This window comes from Nonomuraea sp. NPDC052116 (genome assembly GCF_040680035.1).
In the GTDB taxonomy this organism is placed as follows: Bacteria; Actinomycetota; Actinomycetes; order Streptosporangiales; family Streptosporangiaceae; genus Nonomuraea; species Nonomuraea angiospora_A.
The window spans coordinates 127,950-149,537 of sequence record NZ_JBFAWA010000031.1 but is presented as its reverse complement, the minus strand read 5'-3'; the positions used below and the strand labels follow the sequence as shown (position 1 = coordinate 149,537).

Sequence of the window (21,588 nt, the reverse complement as noted above, 5' to 3'; positions counted from 1 at the left end):
GCAAGAGGAGGTAAGGCCGGTGCGGTCAGACGCGACCCGTAATCGGGAGGCGATCCTGCGGGCCACGGAGGAGCTGCTCGCCGCCCACGGCGCCGAGCACATCTCCCTCGACCGGGTGGCCGCGGCGGCGGGGGTCGGCAAGGGCACGCTGTTCCGGCGCTTCGGCAGCCGTACCGGGCTGTTCCAGGAGTTGCTCGCCGAGCGGGCCGCCGCGCTGGCGCTGGCCATCGAGACGCCCGGCTCCGCGCTCGGGCCCGGCGCGCCGCCCGAGGACCGGCTGACGGCCTTCCTGGACGAGCTGTGCGAGCTGGCCGAGCGCAACCTGGCGCTCTTCGCCGCGCACGAGCGGGCCTGCGCCGAGGACAAGTACCGCGATCCGACCTACCTGCGCTGGCACGCGCACGTGACGGCCCTGATCGCCGCGGCCCGGCCGGAAGGTGGCCTGGACGCGGAGTTCGCCGCCCACGCGCTGCTGGGCTCCTTCGACGCCGACCTGGCCCGGCACGTCATGGCGGACGGCGGGGTGGCGCGGCTCAAGTCCGCGGTCAGGGGCCTGGCCGAGGCCCTGCTCGAAGGTGCGGCTACTCCGCGAACGCGTCGGTAGCGGCCTGGCAGAAGGCCTTGAGGTCGTCCGGCTTGCGGCTGCTGACCAGGGTGTTGGGCCCTGACGTGCAGATCACCACCTCCTGGTCCGCCCACGTCGCCCCCGCGTTGCGCAGGTCGGTCCGCAGGCTCGGCCAGGACGTGATCGTACGGCCGCGCACGACGTCCGCCTCGATCAGCGTCCAGGGCGCGTGGCAGATGGCGGCCACGGGCTTGCCCAGGTCGAAGAAGGCGCGGGCGAACCGGACGGCCCGCGGGTCCATCCGCAGGTAGTCGGGGTTCGCGACGCCGCCGGGGAGCACGAGGCCGTCGAACGAGGCCGGGTCGGCGTCCTCCACCGTGTCATCCACGGCGAACCGGTCGCCTTTGTCCAGATGGTGGAACGCCTGGATCTGGCCCCGCTTGGTGGAGACGAGCCTGGGCGTGCCGCCCGCCTGCTTGACCGCCTTCCACGGCTTCGTGAGCTCCACCTGCTCCACTCCCTCGGGAGCGACGAGGAACGCGATGGTCTTGCCGTCCAACATGTGATCTCCCCCTTGGGTTGCGTGCTTCCCCCTCCCCTTTCCGGGCGCGGCCGTAGTATGCACCCCTACCCCTAGGGGGTATAGTGACGGCCAAGGATCAAGGAGTGAAGGAGCGAGGCATGACCGTCACGACGTACCAGGTTGAGGGCATGACCTGCGGTCACTGCGTGAGCGCCGTGACCGAGGAGGTCGGCAAGGTCGCGGGCGTGAGCGGGGTCCAGGTGGACCTGGCGGCCAAGGCCGTGACCGTCACGAGCGAGGCGCCGATCGACCGCGTGCTGATCGACGCGGCGGTGGTGGAGGCCGGCTACGAGCTTGCGGGGGCGATCGAGCTGCTGCCGCAGGCGGGGGGTTCGTGCTGCGGCTCCGGCGGCTGCCACTGATCGCCCCGTAGGATGCCTCATCGTCCCCTTGGGGGTGCCGCATCACGGCAGTCCCAAGGGGACTGAAAATTTACACCGCAAAAGGAAACGAGAATGAAACAATTTTCCGCAGCGCGTTGACACGCGGACTCTCTATGGTGTGCCTTCTTCTACACAGGAAAACCCCCGCCTGAAGGTGAGGCACATATGAGGAAATGGATCGCGCGCCTGGCAGCGCTGGGTGTCGCGCTGTTAGTGGCGGGTCAGGGCGCGACAGCCGCCCATGCCCAGGAGCCAGCGGCGGGGAAGAAGGTACTGCGCGTCGGGGCCACCCAGTCGATGGACTCGATGAACCCGTTCCTGGCGGTCCGCCTGGTCTCGACGTCGATCCACCGCTGGATGTACGGCTTCCTCACGGTGCCCGACTCCAAGACGCTGCAGCCCAGCCCGGACCTGGCCGAGTCGTGGACCACCACGCCCGACGGGCTCACGTGGACGTTCAAGATCCGTGCGGCCAAGTGGTCGGACGGCAAGCCCGTCACGGCCGATGACGCGGCCTGGACGTTCAACAAGATCATGACGGACGAGGCCGCCAAGACGGCCAACGGCCCGGCGGTCGAGAACTTCGAGAGCGTCACCGCCAGCGGCCAGGACCTGACGATCAAGCTCAAGTCGCCGCAGGCGTCCATGCTGGACAACCCGATCCCGATCATGCCCAAGCATGTCTGGGAGTCGGTCACCGACATGGCCAACTACGACGCCGAGAAGTACCCGGCTGTCACCAGCGGCCCGTACATCGCGATCGAGCACAAGAAGGACCAGTACGTCAAGCTGCAGGCCAACCCCAACTACTGGCGGGGCAAGCCCAAGATCGACGAGCTGCAGGTCATCTTCTACGACAACCCGCAGGCCGCCGTCGCCGGCCTCAAGAACGGCGACATCGACCTGCTCGGCCGCATGTCCCCGGCCGAGTTCGAGGCCATCCAGAACGACGCGAACATCGAGGCCTGGAACACCCAGGGCCGCCGCGCGGCGTACCTGCAGATCAACCACGGCGCCACCACCACCGACAACAAGCCCGTCGGTGACGGCCACCCGGCCCTGAAGGACGTCAAGGTCCGCCAGGCGCTGCACTACGCCATCGACAAGCAGAAGCTGGTCGACGAGGTCCAGAACGGCCTGGCCAAGCCCGCCGACGGCTCGATCGTGCCGCCGATGTTCAAGGACTTCTTCTGGGAGGCCACGGGCGACGAGAAGGTCGGCTACGACCCCGCCAAGGCCAACAAGATCCTCGACGACGCCGGCTACAAGAAGGGCTCCGACGGCATCCGCACGATGCCCGACGGCAAGCGCAAGCTGGAGTTCCGCTTCAGCATCCACACCGACACCCCGGTCGAGGACAAGCTCGCCGAGTACCTGACGGGCTTCTTCAAGGAGATCGGCATCACGCTGACCACCAAGAAGGTCGACTCCAGCAAGTTCTCCGAGGAGACGGGTGTCACCGCTCTCTTCGACATCGCGATCAGCGGCTGGTCGGTCAACCCCGACCCCGAGGAGGTCCTGGCCACGCACCTGTGCAGCCGCAGGCCGGCCCCGGGCGGCGAGGGCGGCGGCACCGAGTCGTTCTTCTGCGACGAGACCTTCGAGAAGCTCTACCAGGAGCAGCTGAAGGAGCTCGACCGGCCCAAGCGCGCCGAGACCATCAAGAAGATGGAGGAGCGGCTCTACACCGAGGCCCCGGTCATCGCGATCTACTACCCGAACGACCTCGAGGGCTACCGCAAGGACCGGGTCACCAGCATCACCCCGATCCCCGAGGACAAGGGCCTCCTGTACGGCGGCAGCGGCTACTGGCCGTTCTACACCGTGGACGTCAAGGCCGCGGCGGCGAGCGGCGGAAGCAGCGGCGGCGGCTCCAACACCGGCCTCATCGCCGGCATCGTGGGCGGCGTCGTGGTCATCGGACTGGCGGGATTCTTCCTGAGCAGGCGGCGTAAGAGCGTCGCCGACGAGCGCGAATGACCACTCCGCTGGAAGCAGCAGAGCCCGCCGTCCAGGCGGCGGGCCCTGGTGATGAGCGCTCCACCGGCCGCGGCACGCTGCAGTACGCGCTGTCCAAGGCCGGTGGGGCGCTGTTCAGCATCGCCATGGTGATCGTCGGGACGTTCTTCGTGTTCCGGCTGCTGCCCGGCGACCCGGTGCGCAATCTGGCGCAGGGCCGCAACATGACGCCGGACCAGCTCAATCTCGAACGCCACCGGCTCGGCCTGGACAAGCCGGTGCTCCAGCAGTTCTTCGACTTCGTGGGCAACACGCTCAGACTCGACCTGGGCACGTCCTACGAGTACAAGCGGCCGGTCCTGGACCTGATCGGCGAGCGCATCGGCCCGACGCTGCTCCTCGCGGGCACGGGTCTGGTCATCGCCGTCAGCCTCGGGATCTGGCAGGGCACGCGGTCCGGCTGGCGGCCGGGCACCAAGTTCGACCGCTTCTCCACCAGCGTGTCGCTGGTGCTCTGGTCGGTGCCCACGTTCTGGCTGGGACTGCTGCTGATGATGGTGCTCGGCGTCGGCATCGGGCCCATTCCCGGCCTCTTCCCGTTCAGGGGCATCGAGAGCGTGGACGCGCCGGACGGCTTCGCGTACGTGCTGGACGTGGCCTCGCACATGGTCCTGCCGTGCCTGACCCTGGTGGGCGTGGTCTACGCCCAGTACCTGCTGATCATGCGCTCGTCGCTGCTGGAGGAGGTCAGCCAGGACTACGTGACCGTGGCCAGGGCCAAGGGACTCCGGGACGACGAGGTCCGGCGGCGCCACGCGGTGCCCAACGCGCTGCTGCCCACGGTGACGCTGGTGTTCATGCGTATCGGCTTCGTGGTCGGCGGCGCGGTCACCGTGGAGACGATCTACACCTGGCCCGGCCTGGGGCAGCTGTTCTACCGCGCGATCAAGGTGCCTGACTTCACGCTCATGCAAGGGACGTTCCTGCTGATCACCGTGGCCGTGATCCTCATGAACACGCTGGCCGACGTGGTCTACCACATGCTCGACCCGAGAGTGAGGTCGGCATGACCAGCGTCGCCGCGGCCCGCAGACGGCTCGCCCTGAGCCGGTTCTGGGCCGAGTTCCGCACTCACCGAGCAGGCCTCGCCGGGATGGTGGTCCTGCTCATCGCCGTGGTGTTCGCACTGATCGCGCCGCTGTTCATCGACGAGGGCGTGACCAGCGTCGTCGACGCCACCGGGGGCAAGTTCGCCGCGCCGAGCCTCGACTTCCCCTTCGGGACCGACGAGTCCGGCCGCTCGATCCTGCTGATGATCTGGTGGGGCTCGCGTACGTCGCTGCTCATCGGCTTCCTGGCCGCCCTGCTCAGCATCGTGATCGGCACGGTCATCGGCATCGCCGCGGGGCATTTCCGCGGTTGGGCCGGCGGCGCGCTCATGCGGGTCACGGACTGGTTCCTGGTGCTGCCCTCGCTGGTGACCGCGCTGGTGCTGGCGGCCATCCTGGGCGGCACCACGTTCACGGTGATCATGGCGATCGCGGTCACCTCCTGGCCGTCGACCGCCCGCCTGATCAGGGCGCAGACGCTCGCCGTGGAGGCCCGGCCGTACATCGAGCGGTCGAAGGCGCTCGGTGGCGGGCACTGGCACATCACCACCCGGCACGTGCTCCCCAACGTGGCGCCGCTGCTGCTGGCCAGCACCACGCTGGAGGTGGCCAGCGCGATCGTCACCGAGTCCACGCTGGCCTTCCTGGGCGCCAGCGCGAACAAGACGTCATGGGGGACCATGCTGCGCTCCTCCTACGACTACGGCGCGGCCACGCAGGGCGCGTGGTGGTACATCCTCATCCCCGGTCTCGCCATCCTGGCCGTCGTCATGGCGTTCACCCTCGTCGGGCGGGCGCTGGAGGCCGTGCTGAACCCGCGACTCAGGAGGGCGGCATGAGTCTGCTTGAACTCGATGATGTGTCGGTGACGTACCGCATCGCCTCGGGCGAGGTGCCCGCCGTGCGCGGTGTGTCGCTGACGCTCGACTCCGGGGCGGCACTCGGAGTCGCCGGCGAGTCGGGATCCGGCAAATCGACGTTGGCCATGGCGCTGATGCGGCTCCTGCCCCGCGACGCGCGCGTCGGTGGCCGGATCCTGCTCGACGGCGAGGACGTGCTCACCATGAAGTGGGGCCGCATGCGCGCCGTACGGTGGGCCGAGGCCTCCATCGTGTTCCAGGGCGCGCAACACGGGCTCAACCCGGTGCGCAGGATCGGCGACCAGATCGCCGAGCCGCTGCTCGTCCACGGCCTGGCCAAGCCGGAGGCCGCCCGCAAGCGCGTGGCCGAGCTGCTCGAACAGGTCGGCCTGCCCACCTGGCGGGCCCGCAGCTACCCGCACGAGCTGTCCGGCGGGCAGCGGCAGCGGGTGATGATCGCGATGGCGCTGGCCTGCTCGCCCCGGCTGATCATCGCCGACGAGCCGACCACCGCGCTCGACGTGATGGTGCAGGCCCAGGTCCTGACGCTGATCAAGGAGCTGGTCGCCGAGCACGGCATCTCGCTGATCATGATCTCGCACGACCTGTCGGTGCTGGCGGACGTGTGCGGGCAACTCGCGGTCATGTACGCGGGCCGCGTCGTCGAGTACGGGCCGTCCGCCGAGGTGTTCCACGACGCCAAGCACCCCTACAGCCGCGCGCTGGCGGCGGCGTTCCCCACGGTCGGCGACCCGGCCTCGCGGCTGGCCCCGAAGGGCCTCGGAGGCGACCCGCCCGACCCGATGCAGCTCCCGGGCGGCTGCTCGTTCCACCCGCGCTGCCCGGTCGCGCTGGACGAATGCGCCACGCTGGACGTGGAGCTGTGGCCCGCGGGTGAGCGCCGTACCGCCGCTTGCGTGCACGTACGCGAGAAGGAGGGGGCCTCATGACCGAGACGCAGACCACCGCCGAGGCGGTCTCGACGGCCCGGCCGAGCCTGCTGGAGGCCCGCGACCTGCGCGTGGAGTTCTCCTCGCGCGGCCGCCGCGCCAAGGCCGTGGACGGCGTGAACCTGGCCGTCGGCGAGGGTGAGATCGTGGCCCTGGTCGGCGAGTCGGGCTGCGGCAAGACCACGCTGGCGCGCACGCTGCTCGGCCTCGAACGCCCCACCTCGGGCGAGGTCCGCTACGGCGGCGCCACCCTGGACTATGGCTCCAGGGCGCTCAAGGCGTACCGCAGGCAGGTGCAGCTCGTCCTCCAGGACCCGACCGGCTCGCTCAACCCCAGGCACACCGTGTACGAGGCGGTCGCCGAGGGCCCGCGCATCCACGGCCTGCCGGACGAGCGGGAGGTCGTGGCCGAGGCCCTGTCCAGGGCGGGGCTGCGGCCGCCGGACCGGTTCTTCCTGCGCTACCCGCACGAGCTGTCCGGCGGGCAGCGGCAGCGCGTGGTGATCGCCGGTGCGCTGGCGCTGAACCCGAAGGTGCTGATCGCCGACGAGCCGGTGGCCTCGCTGGACGCCTCCGTACGCGGCGAGATCCTGGCCCTGATGCTGCGGCTGCGCGACGAGCTGGGGCTGTCGGCGCTGGTCGTCACCCACGACCTGGGCCTGGCCTGGAACATCGCCGACCGGGTGGCGGTCATGTACCTGGGCCGGATCGTCGAGTCGGGGCCGGTGGAGCAGGTGCTGACCGCGCCGCGGCACCCGTACACGCAGGCCCTGATGTCGGTGCTGCCGGAGTCTCCCGAGCGGGTGGTGCTGACCGGCGAGCCGCCGGACCCGACCCGGATCCCGGGCGGGTGCCGCTTCCACGCCCGCTGCCAGGTGCTCGCCTCCGGGAAGGCGGCCGAGGCGGGGGTGGACGCCAGGTGCCGTTCGGAGCTGCTGGACATCCTGCCGGCCGTGCCCGAGGCCCAGGCGGCCTGCTACTACGCGGACGCCCTCGACGCTTAGCCCAGGTCGGCGTCGTGGACCAGGATGGCGGCCTGGACGCGGTTGGCCAGGCCCAGCTTGGCCAGCACGCGGCTGACGTGCGCCTTCACCGTCGCCTCCGTCAGGCGTAGCTCGCGGCCGATCTCGGCGTTGGACAGGCCGCGGGCGACGGCCCTGATCACGTCCTCCTCCCGCCCGGTGAGCCGGTCGAGCTGCCTGCGCGCCACCTCGGCGCGGGAGGGGGCGCGGTTGGCGTACGACGCGATCAGGCGCCTGGTGACCGAGGGCGAGAGCATGGCCTGGCCGCCGGCGACCGTGCGGACGGCGGCGGCCAGCTCTCTCGGCGGGGTGTCCTTGAGCAGGAACCCGACCGCGCCCAGGCGCAGCGCCTCGTGCACGTACTCGTCCAGGTCGAACGTGGTCAGCATGATCAACTTAGGTGCGTCCGGCTCGGACAGGAGCCGCGCGGCGGCGGTCAGGCCGTCCATGCCCGGCATGCGGACGTCCATCAGCACGACCTCGGGCCGCAGCCGCCGCACGGCGGAGACGGCCTCCGCGCCGTCGCGGGCCTCGCCGGCGACCGCGATGTCGCCCGCCGCCTCCAGGATCAGCCGCAGCCCCGAACGGACGAGCTCCTCGTCGTCCACGACGAGCACCCTGATCATGCCGGGATCCTGGCGCTCACGAGGAAGCCGCCGCCGTCCTGGGCGCTGGTACGCAGTGTGCCGCCGAGCAGCTCCACCCGTTCCCGCAGCCCCACCAGGCCCCAGCCCGCGCCGGGCAGCTCCCCGGGCGGCTCCTTGGGCGCCTGGTTGCGCACCTCCACCTCCAGTTCCTCTGGCCGGTAGCGGATGAGCACGTCCGTGGCGGCGTCGCCCGCGTGCTTGTGCACGTTGGTGAGCGCCTCCTGGACCACCCGGTACGCCGTCCGCTCCACGCTCGGCTCGACGGGCCGCGCCTCGCCCTCGTCCTGCCTGGTCACCGCGATGCCCAGGGCACGGGACTGGTCGAGCAGCCGGTCGAGGTCCCCCAGGGCGGGCGGCGGCCGGCGCGGAGAGCTCTCGGGCGTGCGCAGGACGCCGAGCACGTCGCGCAGGTTCGTCAGCGCCTCGCGCCCGATCCCGCCGATCAGGGCGGCGGCCCGCTCGGTCTCCTCGTCGGAGGCCCGCATCTCCAGCGCCCCCGCGTGCAGCACCATGAGCGAGACCCGGTGCGCGACCACGTCGTGCATCTCCCTGGCGATCCTGGCCCGCTCCTGCGCCCTGGCCTGCTCGGCCCGCATGACCTGCTCGTGCTCGCGGCGTTCCGCGCGCTCCCTGGCCGCGTCCCGGCGGGTGCGCACCAGGAGGCCGAGCGCCAGCGGCAGCCCGATCACGGCCAGCGCCAGGATCAGCGCGTTGCCCGTGGTGGCGGTCATCAGCTCGTACGGGCCGCTCCGTTGCGTGCCCGCGAGCGCGGCTACCCCGCACACGGCCAGGCAGCCGCCGAGGTAGGCGGCCAGGCGCCGCCCGCTCAGGGTCAGGCCCGCGAAGTAGGAGGCCACCAGCAGCGGCGGCCACATCACCAGCCACACGTAGCCGACGGCGCCCACCGCGGCCAGCGGCCACCAGGACCGCCGCGCCTGCCAGGCGGCCAGGCCCGCGACCGCGGCGACCGCGGCGAGCACCGGGAGCGGCAGGCTCGACGGCACCCCGATCTGCCCCTTCACCACGAGCAGCGAGGCCGCGAACACACCTGCGCCGAGCAGCACGAACCGCATGTCTCACAGCGTATGGGCCACCCGGAAAGGGACATTACGACGAAAGTAGTAAGAGCCGATCGACGATCGGGGCGTCCTGGTCGGCGGCCTCCGGCACCAGCCTGGGCCCATGCGTAAAACCCTCGCGACAGTCGCGATGTCCGTGGCCGTCCTCGCCGGAGCCGCTCCGGCGCAGGCGGCCGACCTCGCCCTTCCGAAGCCGACCGGGCCGCGGCCCGTCGGCACGACCAGCCTGCACCTCGTGGATGCGAGCCGGCCCGACCCCTGGAACCCCGAGGCGTCCCGGCGGGAGCTGATGGTCTCGCTCTGGTACCCGGCCAGGAAGGCCGTGGGGCGGCCCGCGCCGTACGTGACGCCCCAGGAGTCGGCCGCCATCGTGAAGGGCTTCCCGGGCGTCTCCCCGGACGCGCTCACGAAGACCAGGACGTACGCCAGGCTCGACGCCCCCGTGAGAGGGGGCAGGCTGCCCCTGGTCGTCATGTCGCCGGGCTTCTCCTTCCCGCGCGCCACCCTGACCTCCCTGGCCGAGGAGCTGGCGAGCAGGGGATACCTGGTGGCGGCGGTGGAGCACACGTACGAGTCGGTCGCGACCACGTTCCCCGACGGCCGGACCACCACCTGCCTGGCCTGCGTGAAGGGCCAGGACAACGTCAAGGTGGCCGCGAGCCGGGTCAAGGACGTGCGGTTCGTGCTCGGCGAGCTGGTCAAGGGCCGGTGGGGCAAGGCGATCGACCGGTCGAGGATCGCCATGGTCGGCCACTCCATGGGCGGGTACGCCACCGCCCAGACCATGCTGGCCGACACCCGCATCAAGGCCGGCGTCAACCTGGACGGCACGTTCGCGCTGGACGAGCCGCTCGACCGGCCGTTCATGCTGGTCGGAGCGCCGGGGCACGCGCCCGGCTACGGCTCCTGGGACAAGGCCTGGGTCAATCTGAAGGGCTGGAAGCGCTGGATCACGGTCGCGGGGACCGACCACTCGGCGTTCGTGGACTACGCGGTGCTCAGGCCCGCGCTCGGTCTGCCCGCGCAGGAGCTGGACGGCGCGCGGGCGCTGCGGATCACCCGCGCTCACCTGGTCAGCTTCCTCGACCTGCACCTGCTCGGTAAGCGGACTCCGGTCGAGGACCATCCCGAGGTCACCGATCACACCCGGAACGCGTCGGCGTTCTCCGAGGCCCACTGAGCGAAGCTGCGCGCGTCCCGGCCGGTGACCTCGCGCACGGTCGGGACCACCGTGTAGCCGACCTCCGGGGTGTTGCCCAGGGCATGCATGAGGAACTCGATGGTCTGCTCGCCCATGCCGTCGGCGGCCCACTTGGCCCGCGCCTCGTCCACGGTCAGCTCCACGTACTCGACGTGGCTGCCGATCGACGTCCCCAGGATCTCGACCTTCTGCCTGAGCGTGATCGCCTCGGGACCCGTCAGCACGTACGTCCTGCCGCCGTGGCCGCCCTCGACCAGCACCGTCGCGGCCACGGCGGCGATGTCGCGCTCGTGCACGAGGGCGCTCAGCCGGTCGCCGAACGGCTCCTTGATGACGCCTTCCGTCTTCACCGTCTGCGCCCACCAGCGCAGCGTGTTGGACATGAACTCGACCGGGTGCAGCAGCGTCCACTCCAGGTCGGTCGCGGCCAGCGCCTGCTCGAGCGGGCCGTCCTCGCGGCCGCCCAGCACGGTGACCCGCCGCACGCCCGCCTTGACGGCCAGCTCCACGATCGCGGCGCCGTCCGGCAGGGCCGCGTAGTCGTCGCCCGCGAAGTTGATGAAGTGCGCGCCGGTGACGCCCTCGAAGGCGTCCTTCAGCGTCTCGGGCCGGGCGAGGTCACCGGCGACGACCTCGACGCTCTCGGGGAGTCCGGCCTTGGCGGGGTTCCTGGTCAGGGCGCGTACGTGCTGCCCGGCCGCGAGGAGCTCCTCGACGACGAGACGGCCGACGGTCCCGGTGGCTCCGGTGACGAGGATGGTCATGGCGAACCCCTTTTTCTTCGGAACGGAATGTTCTGCTCTTAGTATAGCAGAACGGAACGCTTCATTCCGAATAATTCTTGAGCGAGATGGCGTTCGCGGCGCGGTGGATGGGGCCGGCGATCCTGTCGATCATCCGGTCGCGGCCGGGCAGGTGCGGGAGCAGCCTGATCATCCTGGTCTGGAGCCAGACGGCCAGGGACGAGCCGATCACCATGCCCTTGACGTTGGCCGGCCCGAGCGCCTGGTTCGCCTCGACGAACTCGCGCATCTCGCGCTCGTAGCCCTCCGTCCCGCCGCCGCCGGCCAGCTCGCCGGCCAGCACGTACGCGCCCACGAGCGCCAGGCTCGTGCCCTGCCCGGCGGCCGGCGAGGCGCAGTACGCCGCGTCGCCCACCAGCACGACGCGCCCCTTGGACCAGCGGTCCATGTGGATCTGGGTGACCGAGTCGAAGTAGAAGTCCTTGGCGTCGCGTACGGACTCCAGCAGCGCGGGCACCTCCCAGCCGACCCCCGCCATGGCCTTCACCAGGAGCTCCTTCTGGCCCTCGACGTCGCGGTGGTCGTAGGCCAGCGGCTCGGACGACCACATGAACAGCGCCTTGGCGCGGGTGTCCTGGCGCGTGCTGTAGACGTTCGCGGTCCGGCCGGGAGCCACGTGCACGGCCTCCTCGCGGTCCAGGCCCAGGGTGTTGGGGACGGTGCAGATGGAGATGTAGTAGCCGAGGTCGCGGGCATATCGGGACTCCTCGCCGAAGGCGATCCTCCTGGTGTTGGAGTGCGCGCCGTCGGCCCCGACGACCAGGTCGAACCTGCGGGGCGCGGAGCGCTCGAACGTCACCGTGCCGTCCGCCGCGATGCCCGTGACGGAGTCGTCGAAGACGTACTCGACGTCGTGGCGGGTGAGGTCGTACAGGAGCTCGTTGAGATCGCCGCGCATGATCTCGGCGTCGTCGCCCGTGCGCCCGCCGAACAGGTCGGCGTCCATGGCCGCGATCTTCCTGCCCCTGGCGTCGTAGTGGGTGGCGATCCGCATGTCCGTGCTCGCCGCGCGGACCGCCTCCATGAGGCCCATCCGCTCGATGACCTGGAGGGCCACGCCCCGGATGTCCACCTTGTAGCCGCCCTCGCGGAGCGCGGGGGCCCGCTCGACCACGGTCACGTCGAAGCCGTGCCGCCTGAGCCAGTACGCGGTCGCGGTGCCGGCGATGCTTGCGCCTGAGATGAGGATGCTCTTCGTCATGGCCCTGACGGTACACATGTCTCAGACGCTTGTCTAGGACGAATTTTCAAGACGTTTGTGCTAGGCTGCGAGCATGGGAAACAGGGAAGATCTGCTGGCCGGGGCCAAGCGATGCTTGATCGAGAAGGGCTACTCGCGTACGACGGCGCGCGACATCGCCAACGCGTCCGGGGTGAGCCTGGCGGGCATTGGCTACCACTTCAAGTCGAAGGAGGCGCTGATGAACGAGGCGCTCTTCGAGGCGATGCGGGAGTGGGGGGACGACCTGGCGCAGACCCTGACGGCCGACGTCAAACCGGACGCCACGCCGCTGGAGCGGTTCGAGACGGCCTGGGACCGGGTGGTGGAGTCGTTCACCCGCCTGCGGCCGCTGTGGCTGACGCAGTTCGAGCTGCTGGGGCAGATCGACCACCTGCCGGAGGTGCGCGAGCAACTGGTGCGGGCCACCGGGGAGGCGCGGCTGGGGCTGGCCGAGCTGTTCGAGGGGGTGGAGCTGGGGGGTGATCCGGAGCGTGAGCGGCTGGCGGGGACGCTCTACCAGGCGCTGCTGACGGGCTTCCTGTCGCAGTGGCTCCTCGACCCGGACAGCGCCCTGTCGGGCCGCGAGGTCGTCACGGCCCTGCGCTCATTCGCTTCCTGACGAGGCGGTCAGAAGGCGCTGATGGTGGCGGGGGCGCGTTCGGTGCGGCTGAGCGTGCGGATGACCGCCGTGGCCCCGTGCCGGTGGACGGCCAGCCGGGCCAGGAGCTCGACCACGGGATCGATGATCGAGGACGGCAGCTCCGGCGTGTCCAGCCCCACGCTCGCCGCCAGGTCGTCCGAGTGCACGACCAGCTCCACGAGCCGCGTGAGCAGGAAGTCGTCGAGCCGCAGCGACCACCCCGTCCACGGCAGGCCCACGACCCGGTCGTCGGGTTCGGCGGGCAGGGCGGCGGTCAGCAGGTCGAGCAGCTCCTGCGTCCGGTCCACCAGCGCCCCGGGCCCGTCCGCGGCGGCGGCCTGGCCGCCACGCCTGACGCTGACGTTGCTCTCGTGGTCGAGCCCCGCCTGCACCCACGGAGACCTCGAATAGTGCTCCAGGAGCCCGACCGGCTCGCCGGCCACCCCGTCGGGGGCGAGCACGTCACGGGCGCGGACAAGCTGGTGGGCCAGGTGCCCCGCCAGCCCCGCGACACTGAACTCGGTCAGCGCGCTCGGCTTGTCCCAGGCCGCCGCCACGGCGGGATCGCGCAGCAGCGAGACTGCCGACGTCGCGGCCACCAGATAGGACTGCCTGATTTCCCCCATTTGCCGCCCTTCCCCTGGTTTAGGTGGTAACTCGCGCCAAGACTATCCCTCCGACAATCAGGCCGAGCGCCGCCATCCGGCCGACCGAGACGGGGTCGCCGTTGAGCGCGATGCCCAAGGTGATCGCGCCGACCGCGCCGATGCCCGTGAAGACGGCGTACGCGGTGCCGACGGGCAGCGTGTTCATCGCCTGGGACAGCAGCCAGACGGCGGCGGCCATCAGGACGAGGGACACGAGCGTGGGCACGGGCCGGGTGAAGTTCTGCGTCGGTTTGATGCTCTGCGACCACGCCACCTCGACGAGCCCGGCGAGGAACAGGACGATCCAGTTCACCGGGCCGCCTCCTTGAGCGCCGCCGCCAGGGACTGCTCGTGGCTGTCGCGCAGGTGCGCCAGGGCCGGGTCGAGCCGCGCGTTGACCAGCTCCGCGTGGATGAACGTCACGTCCTCGACCCTGAAGTGCCCCTTGAAGAAGTCGCGCAGGTAGCGCTCCTGGTGGTCGTAGGGCTCGCGGGGGGTGCCCGGCCCGTACGCGCCGCCCCGCGCGCTCGTCACCACGAACGAGCGGCCTTCGAGCGACATCTTCGGGAACGTGATCTGGTCGAGCCAGGCCTTGAGCGAGGAGGGGATCGAGTAGTTGTACATCGGCGTGCCGATCAGGATCACCTCGGCCGCCACCACCTCGTCGAGCAGCGGCTCGACGACGGCCCACGCCTGCCGCTGGGCGGGCGTCCGCACCGCCTCCCGATAGCGCGAAATGTCGGTGATCTCGTGTTCGAGGATGTGGTCGCAGAGCTCGGTCCACGCCTCGCCGATGTGCGGCACGGGCTGCGCGGCCAGGTCGCGGTACGCGTACCGGCGATCGGGATGCGCCGCCCGCCACGTGTCGGCGTACACGGCGGACAGTCTGCGCGAGAACGACGACGCCCGGCGCGCGCTCGCGTCCAGATGCAGCAACATGGTCTCTCCTTGAAGTGGACACGCTGTCCATTTCAATATAACCGGACGTCGTGTCCACATACAATCGGACGCATGGAAAGAGCCGACGCCGCGCGGAACCGCGCGCGCATCCTGGAGGCGGCCGCGCAGCTCTTCGCCGAGCGGCTCCCGCAGGACGTGACGATGGACGACATCGCCAAGAAGGCCGGGGTGGGCCGGGGCACGCTCTACCGCCGCTACCCCGACCGGGCGTCGATCGCCGTCGCGCTCCTCGACGAGCACGAGCGGGCGCTGCAGGAGCGGCTGCTGCGCGGCGATCCGCCGCTCGGCCCGGGAGCGCCGCCCGCCGAGCGGCTCGCCGCCTTCTACGCCGCGATGGTGCGCCTGCTGGAGGACCACCGGCACCTGGTCCTCGGCTCGGAGGTGGGCCGTTCGCGCTTCGAGACGGGCGCGTACGGCTTCTGGCGGGCGCACGTGCGCGCGCTCCTGGTCGCGGCCCGCACCCCGGATCCCGACGCGCTGGTGGACGTCCTGCTGGCGCCCCTGGCCCCCGAGGTGTACGGCTACCAGCGCTCGGTGCTCGGCCTGGCCCCGGAGCAGATCACGCGGGCGCTGGCCGAGCTCACGGCGACCCTCAGGTCAGGGCCTTCCTGATGGCGGACCTGAGGAACGCGCGGGACAGCCGCCCCCTCCTGAACCGGCTCAGCACCGGCCGCGCCGTGCCGTACCTGCGTGCCCGGATGTCGGCCACCACGTTCTCCGGCGCCCCGAGCTCGGCGAGCACGTCGAGGGCCTCCCGCTTGCTGATCATCCGCCCTTCCCGCAGCGTGACCGTGGCCCGGGCGACCGTGAGCAGGCCCAGGTCCACCCAGATGTCGCGCAGCCAGCGCCGCCGGGCCCGCGTCTTGACGAGCCAGTAGTCGCGCAGGTCGCCGCGTACGAAGTCGGTCAGCTCCTCGTCCGACACCGGCGGCAGCAGCCCGGCGGGCGGCGGGCCGTACAGCTCCAGGGCCCCTTCGTGCAGCTCGCGGCGGGTGACCGCGCTGACGGGACGGCGGAAGATGCGCTCGTGCGCCCAGGTCACGTGCTCGACCGAGGGGTCGGCCAGCTCTTCCCTGGCCAGGTACGAGCAGTGCAGGTGCGCGGCCAGCGGCCCGTCGAGCGCCCGGTGGACGGCCTTGATCCGGCGCCACTGCTCCATCGTCACCGGAGCGTCGATGACCGCGATCAGATCCAGGTCGCTGCGGCCGGGCTGGTAGTCATCGGTGGCGAGCGAACCGTGTGCCCATAAGGCGACCAAGGGCACGGCCGGTTCGACGCCCCGGAGAAAGTCGCTCAGCAGTCGTTCGGTGGCCGCGTGCATACTGGTCACTATGATCGATAAACCGCCGAGTGGGAAAGCCGCGCAGATCACAGCGGGTCCGCACGGCTCCGGTCACATCGTCACGACGCGTTGAACAGCGCGCTCACCGACTCCCCGTCGTGGATCCGGCGCATGGCCTCGGCCAGCGCGGGCGCGATCGACAGCACGGTGAGCTTGTCGCTGGGCTTGGGCGACGGCACGGTGTTGGTGCAGACGATCTCCTCGACCTCCGGCAGCGCGCTCAGCCGCTCCACCGCCCCGCCCGCGAACAGCCCGTGCGTGCAGGCCACCCGCACCGAGCGGGCTCCCCGCTCGCGCAGCCGGTCGAGCAGCTCGATGACCGTGCTGCCCTTGGCGATCTCGTCGTCCAGGATGATCACGTCCTTGCCCGTGACGTCGCCGATCACGGAGCTGATCACCACGCGGTCGTCGCTGAAGCGCTGCTTGGCGCCCATGGCGACGCCGGTGCCGAGCAGCCGGGCGAAGTGGGCGGCCTCCTTGGCGTTGCCGAGGTCGGGGGAGACGACGACCGTGTTCGACAGGTCGTACTGGCGGAAGTGCGCGGCCAGCTCGCGCAGCGCGTGCAGGTGGTCGACGGGGACGCTGAAGAAGCCGTGCACCTGCGGCGAGTGGAGTGTCATGGCCAGCACGCGGCTGGCGCCCGCGGCCACCATCAGGTCGGCGACCAGCCGCGCGCCGATCGAGATGCGCGGGGCGTCTTTCTTGTCCGACCTGGCATAGGCGTAATGCGGCAGGACCACAGTGGTCCGCGCGGCGGACGCGCCGCGCGCCGCGTCCAGCATCAGCAGCAGCTCGACCAGATGCTCCTGTACGGGCGGCACGAGCGGCTGGATGAGGAACACGTCGCGTTCACGGCAGTTGGCCTGGAGCTGTACTTCGAGGACGTCGTTGGCGAAGCGCTCGATGCGCACCGGATGGAGTGGCGTACCCAGATGCCTGCAGATCTCTTCAGCCAGCTCAGGGTGGGCGCTTCCAGAGAAAACCGTGATGTCTCGCACGATTCCGTAAGCATAGCCACCCGACCTCGGCGTTCACATGAGCGACCCGGGGGTGCGGTCAAACGAGCAGCAGATCGGCGGTCAGCTCGTCGAGGCCGGGCAGGACCCGCCAGGCCAGGGCCAGCGCGTCGGGAGCGGGCGGGTAGTGCGGGTGCGGCACGGCGATCACGCGCATGCCCGCCGCGTGCGCCGAACGCAGCCCGTTGCTCGAATCCTCCACCGCCACGCACTTGCGCGGGTCCGCCCCGATCCGCCGGGCGGCCTCGAGGTATCCGTCGGGCGCCGGCTTGCCGCGGGCGACCTCCTCGGTCGAGACCGTGGCCGCGAAGCACTCCTCGAGCTCGGCCGCGTCCAGCACCACGTCGATCAGCCTGCGCGGGGACGAGCTGGCCAGCCCCAGCGTGACGGCGTCGGACAGCCGCCGCACCGTCTCCACCGCCCCCGGCATCAGCGGCACCCCGTCGCGGTAATGTGCGGCCATCTGGTCCACCACGCCTCGCGCGATCTCGTCGGGGGGCATCGACACCCCCAGCGAGTGCAGGTACGCGGCCCACTCCCCGGTGCTCATGCCCATGAGCCTGGACTGCGTGTCGGGCTGCCAGGTGCCGCCGTGTTCGGCGACGAACGCCCGGCGCACCTCCTCCCACACGGGCTCGGAGTCCACCAGCACGCCATCGAGGTCGAACACGCACGCTTCCACCCGACCAGCCAACCACACGGCGTCGAGGGGCCGGGCCAGGCATGTCCTTATTGCCCTAGATTCATGCTATTAGGGGTGTTTATTGAGCTATCTGGAGTGATTCCCGGGCACTCGGCTAGACATGGCAGACCTTCCATTTCACGACAAGGACGACTTCGCGGACGCCGACCGCGGCTTCATCGCGAAACTGAGTCCGGCAGTGATCCAAGCGGCCGACGGCCGGGTCATCTGGGACAACGACTCCTACGACTTCCTTCAGGGGGAGTGCCCGGCGACGGCCCATCCCAGCCTCTGGCGGCAGGGCCAGCTGTGCGCCAGGCAAGGTCTGTACGAGGTCGCGGAGGGCGTCTACCAGATACGCGGCCTGGACCTGTCGAACATGACCCTGGTCGAGGGGGAGCGCGGCGTCCTCGTGATCGACCCGCTGATCTCCACGGAGTGCGCCGCCGCCGCACTCCGGCTCTACCGCGAGCACCGCGGCGACCGCCCGGTCACCGGCGTGGTCTACACCCACTCGCACGTCGACCACTTCGGCGGCGTACGCGGCGTCACCGGGGGAGGCGTGCCGATCCTGGCCCCGGAGGGGTTCATGGAGCACGCGGTGTCGGAGAACGTCTACGCGGGCCCCGCCATGACCCGCCGGGCCGTCTACATGTACGGCCCAGCCCTGCCCCGCTCGCCCGAGGGCCAGATCGGCTGCGGCCTCGGCATGACCAACTCGACGGGCACCGTGTCGCTCATCCCGCCCACGACGGACATCACCCGTACCGGCCAGGAGGAGACCGTCGACGGGATCCGGATGCTCTTCCAGCTCACGCCCGGCACCGAGGCCCCCGCCGAGATGAACTTCCTCTTCCCCGACCGCCGCGTCCTGTGCCTGGCCGAGAACGCCACGCACAACCAGCACAACGTCATCACCCTGCGCGGCGCCATGGTCCGCGACGCCCGCGCCTGGGCGCGCTACCTGAACGAGGCCGTCACGCTGTTCGCCGACCGGGTCGACGTCGCCTTCGCCTCGCACCACTGGCCCACCTGGGGCCGCGGCGGCATCGTCCGCTTCCTCGAACAGCAGCGGGACATGTACGCGTACCTGCACGACCAGACGCTGCGGCTGCTCAACAAGGGCCTGACCGGGCCCGAGATCGCCGAGGCCATGCACATGCCGCCCGAGCTGGAGCAGGCCTGGCACACGCACGGCTACTACGGCTCGGTCAGTCACAACGTCAAGGCCGTCTACCAGCGTTACCTGGGATGGTTCGACGGGAACCCGGCGCATCTGTGGGAGCACCCGCCGCGGGAGAGCGCCGTCCGGTACGTCGACTGCCTGGGCGGCGGCTCGGCCGTGGTCGCGTTCGCCAGGCGCTACATCGACGAGAACGACCTGCGCTTCGCCGCCCAGCTGCTCAACCACGCCGTCTTCGCCGACGAGGGCAACAAGGAGGCCCGCGACCTGCTCGCCGAGGTCTACACCCGGCTCGGCCACGGCGCCGAGAACGCCGTGTGGCGCAACTTCTACCTCATGGGCGCGCTGGAGCTGTCCGACGGCATCGTGCCCGCCACCGTGGACGCCGGCTCGCTCGACCTGCTCGCCGCGCTGTCCGTGGAGCAGATCTTCGACTCGCTCGCCATCCGCGTGGACGGGCCGCGCGCCTGGCACGAGCGGCTGTCGATCGACTGGTACCTGACCGACCTGGGGGAGCGGTACCGTACGACGCTCTCGAACGGCGCGCTCATCCAGCAGCGGGAGCCCGCGGACGAGAGCGCCGACCTGACGCTGCGGCTGACGAAGGACCAGCTCGTGGGGCTGCTGGCGGGCAAGGGGGTCGGGGGCGTGGAGCGCGAGGGGGACACGGGGGCGCTGCAGCGGCTGGTCGCCGTGCTCGACCACGCGACACCCGACTTCGCCATCGTCACGGCCTGAGCCTCTGCCCTCGCTCAGGTCGTCACGGCCTGAGCGAGGGCTCTTGCTCGGGCCGTTCGACCTCCTGGCGCAGCGCCTTGCAGGCCAGCGCCAGCAGCGTCACCACCGCTGCCCCGATGCCCGGCCCGAGCACCAGCGGCAGGGTCAGCTCGCCGGCGTGCCACACCGCCGCCAGGATCGCCGCCGAGGTCAGCACCGCCACCCCGAACATCGCCCCCCACAGCGGCAGCACGTCCAGGTACGCGAACAGCAGCGGGAACGCCAGCCACACGAACGGCGGCGCCGCCACCGCCAGCACGACCCATCCGGCCGTCACGAGCCCGAGCCACACGACCCGCAGCCCTCCGGACATCAGCGGACCGGCGGCATAGGCGAAGCCGAGCACCAGCCCCCCGACGGCCACGGCCACCTGGTCCTCGCGCAGCGAGCCCACCACCGCGGGCACCAGAAGCCCGCAGGCCGTGGCATGCACCGCCCACCGCAGCAACCGCGACGGAATGTCCATCATTACTCACCAAGAGTAACCTCAGGACCCCGGCGCCGTCACGCCTCGCGGCGCCGCCCGGTGAAGACGGTGATCAGGAAGTACAGCAGCCCGGCCAGCACGAGGGCGATGACCACGCCGATGTTCGCCCCCGCGAACGTGCCCGTCTTCATCTCGTCGCTCATCAGGAAGCCGACGATCCTGGCGATGTTCGGGTCGCCCGAGGTGATCAGCCCGAGGCCCACGGCCGACGCCACGACCAGCGAGACCAGCCCGGCCCAGTTGAGCGCGGGCGCGCCCGGCCGCAGCAGCCGCTCGTCGTACAGCCTGCCGCCCGCGCGCAGCCGCCACATGTCCACCAGGAAGATCGCCACCCAGGCCGCCATCACCACCCCGATGATCGCCAGGAACGCCTGGAAGGTGCCGAGGAAGCTGCTGGACACGAACAGCAGGTAGTAGCCGCCGAGCACCATGAGCACGCCGTCGATCAGCACCGCGTAGTGCCGCCTGACCGGCACGCCGAGCGCCAGCATCGACAGCCCGGACGAGTAGATGTCCATGATCGCCCCGGCCAGGAAGCCGCCGATGGCGGTCAGCAGGTACGGCAGCAGGAACCACGTCGGCAGCGCCTGGGCCAGTGCGCCCACCGGGTCGCCCCCGGCTGCCTCGGCCAGCTTCGGGTCGCCGCCCGCCAGCAGCACGCCGAACACGAGCAGCACCATGGGCGGCACCGCGCCACCCAGCGTGGTCCACAGCGCCACCGACCTCGCCCGGGAGTTCGCGGGCAGGTAGCGGGAGTAGTCGGCGCCGCAGTTGACCCAGCCCAGGCCCAGCAGCGTCATGGCGAAGACGACCCCGCCGACCCACTCGCCGGGACCCGCGTCGCTCTTCAGCGCCCCGCCGAGCTTCGGCGCCATGAGGGCCATGTAGACGATGGTCAGCACGACGAACGCGTACGTCAGGTACCGCTGGACCGCCATGATCAGGGCGTGGCCGTACACGCCGACCGCGATCACCACGACGGCCGCGACGGCGAAGCACACGGCGGTGGCCGTGGTGGCGGGGACGCCGGGCGCGAGCCGCGCCAGGATCGCCGCGCCGCTCTGCGCGGAGAGCGTGACGAGCACGATCTCCCAGCCGACGTTCGAGATGTAGGAGAAAACGGCGGGCAGCTTGTTCCCCTGGTACCCGAACGGCGCCCGTCCCAGCGTCATCGTCGGCACGCCCGACCGCGTCCCCGCGACCGCGACCAGGCCCACCAGCAGGAACGACAGCGCGTACCCGACCGCCCCGGTGATGATCGCGGGGATCACGCCCAGACCGAGACCGACCATGTACACGCCGAAGGCGACACCGAACAGGGAGAGGTTGGAGCCGGCCCACGGCCAGAAGAGGTCCCCCGGCCGGCCGCGCCGCTCGGCCTCGGGGACCGCGTTGATGCCGTTCTGCTCGACGGTCATCGTGTCCATGATCGGACGTTACTCGCCCCATACCCGGTAAGAGAACCCTTGGA

General features: G+C 70.8%; 23 protein-coding genes and 1 pseudogene. 11 read left to right on the top strand and 13 right to left on the bottom strand.

The features are described 5' to 3' along the window. Window positions 1-19: 19 nt before the first annotated feature. Window positions 20-604: a helix-turn-helix domain-containing protein gene (locus tag AB0L65_RS44715; protein WP_364259218.1), complete on the top strand. Its 585-nt coding sequence runs from the start codon at window positions 20-22 to the stop codon at window positions 602-604. On the opposite strand, the gene AB0L65_RS44710 is transcribed toward AB0L65_RS44715, so the two are convergent. Next, window positions 582-1,127 (bottom strand): type 1 glutamine amidotransferase domain-containing protein, encoded by a 546-nt coding sequence (locus AB0L65_RS44710; RefSeq protein ID WP_364259215.1) that lies wholly within the window; start codon window positions 1,125-1,127, stop codon window positions 582-584. The two genes, AB0L65_RS44715 and AB0L65_RS44710, sit on opposite strands and share 23 nt — an antisense overlap. 119 nt (window positions 1,128-1,246) lie before the next feature. Between AB0L65_RS44710 and AB0L65_RS44705 the strand changes: the two are divergent. The 6 genes and pseudogenes from AB0L65_RS44705 to AB0L65_RS44680 form a co-directional block, all read left to right on the top strand. Next, window positions 1,247-1,450: pseudogene (locus AB0L65_RS44705) on the top strand (copper ion binding protein); the annotation flags it as partial. A gap of 246 nt (window positions 1,451-1,696) precedes the next feature. Continuing rightward, window positions 1,697-3,511 (top strand): ABC transporter substrate-binding protein, encoded by a 1,815-nt coding sequence (locus AB0L65_RS44700; protein WP_364259212.1) that lies wholly within the window; start codon window positions 1,697-1,699, stop codon window positions 3,509-3,511. Then, on the top strand, window positions 3,508-4,560 hold the full coding sequence (locus AB0L65_RS44695) for an ABC transporter permease (protein WP_350741876.1): 1,053 nt from the start codon (window positions 3,508-3,510) through the stop codon (window positions 4,558-4,560). The genes AB0L65_RS44700 and AB0L65_RS44695 overlap by 4 nt, the downstream gene beginning before the upstream one ends. Next, window positions 4,557-5,438 (top strand): ABC transporter permease, encoded by an 882-nt coding sequence (locus AB0L65_RS44690; RefSeq protein ID WP_364259207.1) that lies wholly within the window; start codon window positions 4,557-4,559, stop codon window positions 5,436-5,438. Before AB0L65_RS44695 ends, AB0L65_RS44690 begins: the two co-directional genes overlap by 4 nt. Next, complete coding sequence (locus AB0L65_RS44685) at window positions 5,435-6,409, top strand: ABC transporter ATP-binding protein (RefSeq protein ID WP_364259204.1); 975 nt, start codon at window positions 5,435-5,437, stop codon at window positions 6,407-6,409. The genes AB0L65_RS44690 and AB0L65_RS44685 overlap by 4 nt, the downstream gene beginning before the upstream one ends. Next, window positions 6,406-7,413, top strand: a complete 1,008-nt coding sequence (locus AB0L65_RS44680) for an ABC transporter ATP-binding protein (RefSeq protein WP_364259201.1) — start codon at window positions 6,406-6,408, stop codon at window positions 7,411-7,413. Before AB0L65_RS44685 ends, AB0L65_RS44680 begins: the two co-directional genes overlap by 4 nt. Here the strand turns inward: AB0L65_RS44680 and AB0L65_RS44675 are convergent. Both AB0L65_RS44675 and AB0L65_RS44670 read right to left on the bottom strand, forming a co-directional pair. Further along, window positions 7,410-8,057 (bottom strand): response regulator transcription factor, encoded by a 648-nt coding sequence (locus tag AB0L65_RS44675; protein WP_364259198.1) that lies wholly within the window; start codon window positions 8,055-8,057, stop codon window positions 7,410-7,412. The two genes, AB0L65_RS44680 and AB0L65_RS44675, sit on opposite strands and share 4 nt — an antisense overlap. After that, complete coding sequence (locus AB0L65_RS44670) at window positions 8,054-9,151, bottom strand: histidine kinase (RefSeq protein WP_364259195.1); 1,098 nt, start codon at window positions 9,149-9,151, stop codon at window positions 8,054-8,056. Before AB0L65_RS44670 ends, AB0L65_RS44675 begins: the two co-directional genes overlap by 4 nt. Window positions 9,152-9,260: 109 nt before the next feature. Here AB0L65_RS44670 and AB0L65_RS44665 point away from each other — a divergent pair, with 109 nt between their 5' ends. Then, on the top strand, window positions 9,261-10,337 hold the full coding sequence (locus tag AB0L65_RS44665; RefSeq protein ID WP_364259193.1) for an alpha/beta hydrolase: 1,077 nt from the start codon (window positions 9,261-9,263) through the stop codon (window positions 10,335-10,337). Here the strand turns inward: AB0L65_RS44665 and AB0L65_RS44660 are convergent. Together AB0L65_RS44660 and AB0L65_RS44655 are read right to left on the bottom strand one after the other, a co-directional pair. Then, complete coding sequence (locus AB0L65_RS44660; RefSeq protein ID WP_364259190.1) at window positions 10,298-11,122, bottom strand: NmrA family NAD(P)-binding protein; 825 nt, start codon at window positions 11,120-11,122, stop codon at window positions 10,298-10,300. The two genes, AB0L65_RS44665 and AB0L65_RS44660, sit on opposite strands and share 40 nt — an antisense overlap. A 61-nt stretch (window positions 11,123-11,183) precedes the next feature. Then, window positions 11,184-12,362, bottom strand: a complete 1,179-nt coding sequence (locus tag AB0L65_RS44655; RefSeq protein WP_364259187.1) for an FAD-dependent monooxygenase — start codon at window positions 12,360-12,362, stop codon at window positions 11,184-11,186. A gap of 73 nt (window positions 12,363-12,435) precedes the next feature. On the opposite strand from AB0L65_RS44655, the gene AB0L65_RS44650 reads away from it, so the two are divergent. Next, a complete protein-coding gene (locus AB0L65_RS44650; RefSeq protein WP_363961908.1) occupies window positions 12,436-13,002 on the top strand; it encodes a TetR/AcrR family transcriptional regulator in 567 nt (188 codons plus the stop codon). Window positions 13,003-13,010: 8 nt separating this feature from the next. Here the strand turns inward: AB0L65_RS44650 and AB0L65_RS44645 are convergent, their stop codons facing one another. Genes AB0L65_RS44645 through AB0L65_RS44635 form a run of 3 tightly spaced genes read right to left on the bottom strand, consistent with a single transcriptional unit; the run spans window position 13,011 to window position 14,609 of the window. Then, the gene (locus tag AB0L65_RS44645) at window positions 13,011-13,649 is read right to left on the bottom strand and encodes a maleylpyruvate isomerase N-terminal domain-containing protein (protein ID WP_364259184.1); all 639 of its coding nucleotides are present in this window, start codon (window positions 13,647-13,649) and stop codon (window positions 13,011-13,013) included. A 19-nt stretch (window positions 13,650-13,668) separates the two neighbouring features. Further along, window positions 13,669-13,983 carry a multidrug efflux SMR transporter gene (locus tag AB0L65_RS44640; RefSeq protein ID WP_350741898.1) on the bottom strand — a complete coding sequence of 105 codons (315 nt, stop codon included), beginning with the start codon at window positions 13,981-13,983 and terminating at the stop codon, window positions 13,669-13,671. Beyond that, the gene (locus AB0L65_RS44635) at window positions 13,980-14,609 is read right to left on the bottom strand and encodes an NAD(P)H-dependent oxidoreductase (RefSeq protein WP_364259181.1); all 630 of its coding nucleotides are present in this window, start codon (window positions 14,607-14,609) and stop codon (window positions 13,980-13,982) included. The genes AB0L65_RS44640 and AB0L65_RS44635 overlap by 4 nt, the downstream gene beginning before the upstream one ends. Window positions 14,610-14,681: 72 nt before the next feature. Here AB0L65_RS44635 and AB0L65_RS44630 point away from each other — a divergent pair, with 72 nt between their 5' ends. Continuing rightward, window positions 14,682-15,242, top strand: coding sequence for a helix-turn-helix domain-containing protein (locus AB0L65_RS44630; RefSeq protein ID WP_364259178.1), 561 nt, complete (start codon window positions 14,682-14,684; stop codon window positions 15,240-15,242). On the opposite strand, the gene AB0L65_RS44625 is transcribed toward AB0L65_RS44630, so the two are convergent. The 3 genes from AB0L65_RS44625 to AB0L65_RS44615 form a co-directional block, all read right to left on the bottom strand. After that, the gene (locus AB0L65_RS44625; protein WP_364259174.1) at window positions 15,223-15,951 is read right to left on the bottom strand and encodes a nucleotidyltransferase domain-containing protein; all 729 of its coding nucleotides are present in this window, start codon (window positions 15,949-15,951) and stop codon (window positions 15,223-15,225) included. The genes AB0L65_RS44630 and AB0L65_RS44625 overlap by 20 nt on opposite strands. A gap of 80 nt (window positions 15,952-16,031) precedes the next feature. Then, on the bottom strand, window positions 16,032-16,970 hold the full coding sequence (locus tag AB0L65_RS44620; RefSeq protein ID WP_357752793.1) for a ribose-phosphate pyrophosphokinase: 939 nt from the start codon (window positions 16,968-16,970) through the stop codon (window positions 16,032-16,034). 58 nt (window positions 16,971-17,028) lie between these two features. Then, complete coding sequence (locus AB0L65_RS44615) at window positions 17,029-17,658, bottom strand: HAD family phosphatase (protein ID WP_364259170.1); 630 nt, start codon at window positions 17,656-17,658, stop codon at window positions 17,029-17,031. A 133-nt stretch (window positions 17,659-17,791) separates the two neighbouring features. On the opposite strand from AB0L65_RS44615, the gene AB0L65_RS44610 reads away from it, so the two are divergent. Beyond that, the gene (locus AB0L65_RS44610; protein WP_364259167.1) at window positions 17,792-19,591 is read left to right on the top strand and encodes an alkyl sulfatase dimerization domain-containing protein; all 1,800 of its coding nucleotides are present in this window, start codon (window positions 17,792-17,794) and stop codon (window positions 19,589-19,591) included. A gap of 22 nt (window positions 19,592-19,613) precedes the next feature. Here AB0L65_RS44610 and AB0L65_RS44605 read toward each other — a convergent pair whose 3' ends face one another. Further along, window positions 19,614-20,099, bottom strand: coding sequence for a hypothetical protein (locus AB0L65_RS44605; protein WP_364259164.1), 486 nt, complete (start codon window positions 20,097-20,099; stop codon window positions 19,614-19,616). Between the two features lie 35 nt (window positions 20,100-20,134). After that, a complete protein-coding gene (locus AB0L65_RS44600) occupies window positions 20,135-21,544 on the bottom strand; it encodes a cytosine permease (RefSeq protein WP_364259161.1) in 1,410 nt (469 codons plus the stop codon). Between the last annotated feature and the right edge of the window lie 44 nt (window positions 21,545-21,588).